Genomic DNA, 4143 nt, shown 5'->3' on the forward strand with positions numbered 1-4143 from the left:
GCGCGAGGCCGAGCGAGAGCTCGTCAACGAGCAGAAGCTGCGGCTTGCACATCAGCCCCGATGCGAGCGCCAGCATCTGCCGCTCGCCGCCGGAGAGGAGGCCGCCGATGCGCGCGCGCAGATCACCGAGGCGCGGGAAGAAGCCGTAGATCTGCTCCTCGCGCCGGCGGCGTTCGGCCTTGCTCATCGCCGGCGCGAAGGGCGCTGCGAGATTGTCGGCGACGGTGAGATTGGGGAACACCTTCTCGCGTTCGGGGATCAGCGCGATGCCGAGCCGGGTCAGTTCGTTCGGCGGGCGGTTCTCGATGCGCTGGCCCTTGAAGGTGATGGAGCCTTCGGTGACCCGCGCATTGTCGATGCCGAGAAAGCCGGAGAGCGCACGCAGCGTCGTGGACTTGCCAGCGCCATTGGTGCCGAGGATCGCAACGATCTGGCCCTCGTTCACGGTGAGCGATACGCCCTGAATCGCGGTAATGGCGTGGTGATAGACCACGGCCAGCTTTTCGGCGGTGAGAAGTGGCGCGTTCATTTGCGCGCTCCCGCGACCGGGCGATGCTTGAACGGCCAGAGCAGGAAGTAAGTCTGGATGCGATGCCAGATGCCGACAAGGCCAAGCGGCTCAAACACGAGAAACAGGATCATCACGAGGCCGAAGCCGGCATAGTTCACCGCGAACAATTGCCCGGCATAGGCCTGCGCATTCGGCAGCTTCAGCAGCGCGCCCTCGATCACATAGGGAAACAGCGTGACGAACAGCGCGCCGAGGATGGCGCCGAGCAGCGATCCCATGCCGCCGATGATCACCATGGCGACATACTGGATGGTGAGGAACAGCGAGAAGGCCTCCACCGAGACGAAGCTGCGATAATAGGCGAACAACGCGCCGGCGACGGCGGCGATGGCGGAGGAGATCACGAAGGCGAGCAGCTTGTAGGCGGCGACATTGATGCCGAGCGCTTCGGCGACGGTTTCGTGCGCATGGATCGCACGCCAGGCGCGGCCGGTGCGGGTTCGCATCAGGTTGACGCAGAGGAGGAGCGTCAGCGCCGCGAAGGCCAGCATGACGTAGTACCAGGTGCGGCCGCCATAGAGTTCGTAGCCGAACACGAACGGCGCATCGATGGTGATGCCGGTGGAGAAGCCGCGCTTGGTTTCGTATTCGCCGCCGAGATAGACCACGATGAAATGCAGCGCGAGGGTGGAGACTGCGAGATAGAGTCCGCGCAGCCGCAGCGACGGCAACCCGAAGATCACGCCGAGCATCGCGCCGACGATGGCCGCGGCCGGCAGCGTCAGCCAGATCGGGGTGTTGAACTCCTTGAACAGGATGCCGGCGGTGAACGCGCCGGCGCAAAGGAGGCCCGCATGGCCGAGCGAGATCAGGCCTGCGTAACCGGTGAGCAGCATCAGCGACAGCGCGCCGACCGATGCGAGGAATACCTGCGTCGCCAGATCGAGATAGAAGTTCGAGGCGATCAGCGGAAAGCCAAGGAGGACAATGACGAACGCAACCGCGCTGACGCGCTGGAAGCGCGTCTGCACGAGCGCCAAGTCCTGCGAATAGCTGGTGCGGAAATAGCCCGAGGCGCGCGGCTGACTAGACACGGTCGAGCTCCTCGCGGGTGCCGAACAGGCCCCAGGGCCGGACGATCAGGAACGCGATCAGCACGATGAACGGGATCACGTCGGAGAGAAGTGGATCGATATACTGGATCGCCAGCACCTCGCAGATGCCGATGATGAGCGCGCCGACGATGGCGCCGACCAGCGAGTCGAGGCCGCCGACAAGCGCCGCCGGGAAGGCTTTCAGCCCGATGATGACCATCGAGCCGGTCAGCCCGGAATCGAGCGAGATCAGCATGCCGGCGAGCGATCCGGTCAGCGTCGAGAGCCCCCAGGCGAGCGCATAGACTGCATGCAGGTTGATGCCGCGCTGCGCCGCGAGCAGCGGATTTTGTCCCGCCGCGCGCATGCGCACGCCCCATGCGCCAAAGCGAAGGAAAGTGAAGAGAGCCGCGTAGGTCAGGATCGTCACGCCGATCAGGATCGCGGCGAACAGCGAAATGCGCGCGCCGCCGGGCAGGAGCAACGCCGGATTGGAAAAGCCAAGCGCCTGCGCCGGATATTGCTGCTGCGCCGACCAGATCAGCACCATCAGGCCGCGCAGTAGAATGCCGAGCGCCACGGTGGTGAGCACGGCGGCGAGCACCATCTCGCCGGTCATCTTGCGCATCAGGAAGATGTAGACCAGCACGCCGACCGTCAGGCTCAGCATGACCGCCGACGCGATCGCGGTGACCGGAGAGCCTGCGAACATCCAGGCCGTGGTAAGCAGCAGGTACGAGCCGACCATCATTAGCTCGCCGTGCGCGAGATTGAGCACGCGGCTGACCCGATAGATCAGCACATAGCCGCAGGCGATCAGTGCGTAGATGGATGAGAGGACGAGGATATTGACGAGGAGTTGCAAGGGTCAGCTTTCAGACTTCGACTGCGACATAGCCACTCGTGCAAGGCGTTAGTATTCCGCTCGTCCCCGCAAAGGCGGGAACCCGGAGTCACAAGCATCCGCTTGCAGGCTTGTGCCGGGCCCCCGCCTTCGCGGGGGCGAGCGGAGTGTATGGTTTCGTGCCGCGTACCTCACTGCACGTCGTAGACCTTCCAGTCCTGCAGCACGCCGATCTTGCCGCCGTCCCAGCGATAGACGCGATAGGCCTGTTGGGTGCGGAAGTGATTATCCTTGGTCCAGACCATGGGCACGCCGCGCAGCCCCTTGGTATCGACCTTCAGGTCCGACATCGCGGCTGCGATCTTTTCCTTGGTGGCGGGCCAGCCGGCCTTGCGCAACGCAGCTTCGAGCGCGAGACCGCCGAGCCAGCCTTCGGTCATCTGGTTGACAGGATACTTGGCGCCGCCGGCCTTCGCCGCCGCCTCGATCTCCTTATGGATCGGCAATCCGTCGGCATAGAAGGAATTCGCACCCATCACGTAGAACTTCGGGTCCTTCACGCGCGGCAATTCACCCTCGGCTTCGAGATGCGCGATGGTGAGATATTCACCGTCCCAGCCGAGACGGCGCAGCGCCTCGAAGGTGCGGATCTCTGTCACCCACGGCGCCCAGGAGAACGCCCAGTTCGCGCCTGCATCCTTGATCTTGGTCGCGAACGGCGTGTAGTCCGGCGTCGGCGGCGGGATCACTTCCTTGGCGACGGTCTTGAAGCCCATCTTCTCGGCTTCGGCCGCCGCGAAATCGATTTCCGAACGCGAGATCGGAATGGCCATCGCGGCATAGCCGACATTCACCGGACCCTTGGCGACGCTCTTGACGTAAGCGAGCGCAGCGCGGCTGTCATAGGTCTGCGCGAAGCCGGTCGAGCAGAATTGCAACGGATCGGCGTTCGGCGGCAGCACTTCCTTCGGGCAAACCGCGCCCATGAAGAGGACAGGCACACCGGCGCGCTTGGTTTCCGCGAGCATCGGTGCGTAGGTCGAGGACAGGCTTGCATTGACCAGAACCGGCACATTGTCCTGCGCCACCAGCCGCTTCACATTCGCGGCGGCCTTGGATGCTTCGGCGGAATCGTCCTGCAGGATCAGGTTCACCTTGCGGCCGTCGATGCCGCCCGATGCATTGAGCTTGTCGATATAGAGGCGCAGGCCTTCGACGGCTGGTCCGAGCGTGCCGGCGGCAGGTCCCGTCATCGCGCCGGTCAGGCCGATGGTGTAGGTCTCCTGCGCCGTGGCGGGCAATGCAATGGCGAGCGCAGCAATTGCGCCCATCAGGCTCCGTTTCAGCATTGGCGTTCTCCCTCGTTCGATTGTTGTCATTCAACGCGCGACTTGCGTCGCTTCTTTTCCCTCCCCCCGCGAAGCGGTGGGGAGGGTCGGCGAGCGTGAGCGAAGCGAATGCGAGCCGGGGTGGGGGGCTGTTGTTGTGGCCCCCCACCCCCGACCCCTCCCCGCCACTCGCTTCGCTCGCGGGGGGAGGGGAGAAGAACTAGAGCAGCGCATCGCCCGCACCTGCAGCGAGCATCCGCTCCTCCGTGTCGTCGTACATGCCTTCGACCAGATCCTTGAAGCGATCGTACATCAGGTTGCGCTTCACCTTGCGCGTCGGCGTCACCGGCTCGCCGTCCTGTTCGG

General features: G+C 64.4%; 4 protein-coding genes. All 4 read right to left on the reverse strand.

Features of this window, described 5'->3' with window-relative positions; genetic code table 11:
- Positions 1–529, reverse strand: a 529-nt coding sequence (locus VN004_RS21425) for an ABC transporter ATP-binding protein (RefSeq protein WP_325614206.1), incomplete at its 3' end; no start/stop codon positions are given.
- Positions 526–1605, reverse strand: coding sequence for a branched-chain amino acid ABC transporter permease (locus VN004_RS21430; RefSeq protein ID WP_325614207.1), 1080 nt, complete (start codon positions 1603–1605; stop codon positions 526–528). The genes VN004_RS21425 and VN004_RS21430, both read right to left, overlap by 4 nt.
- Positions 1598–2470, reverse strand: a complete 873-nt coding sequence (locus VN004_RS21435; RefSeq protein WP_325614208.1) for a branched-chain amino acid ABC transporter permease — start codon at positions 2468–2470, stop codon at positions 1598–1600. Before VN004_RS21435 ends, VN004_RS21430 begins: the two co-directional genes overlap by 8 nt.
- Positions 2471–2640: 170 nt before the next feature.
- Positions 2641–3798 carry an ABC transporter substrate-binding protein gene (locus VN004_RS21440; protein WP_325614209.1) on the reverse strand — a complete coding sequence of 386 codons (1158 nt, stop codon included), beginning with the start codon at positions 3796–3798 and terminating at the stop codon, positions 2641–2643.
- Positions 3799–4143: the final 345 nt, after the last annotated feature.

The organism is Pseudorhodoplanes sp. (genome assembly GCF_035565855.1).
Lineage (GTDB): Bacteria > Pseudomonadota > Alphaproteobacteria > Rhizobiales > Xanthobacteraceae > Pseudorhodoplanes.

Coding starts and splice junctions, on each gene's coding strand:
- VN004_RS21440 (WP_325614209.1), bottom strand. CDS start 3,798: ATGCTGAAACGGAGCCTGATGGGCGCAATTGCTGCGCTCGCCATTGCA.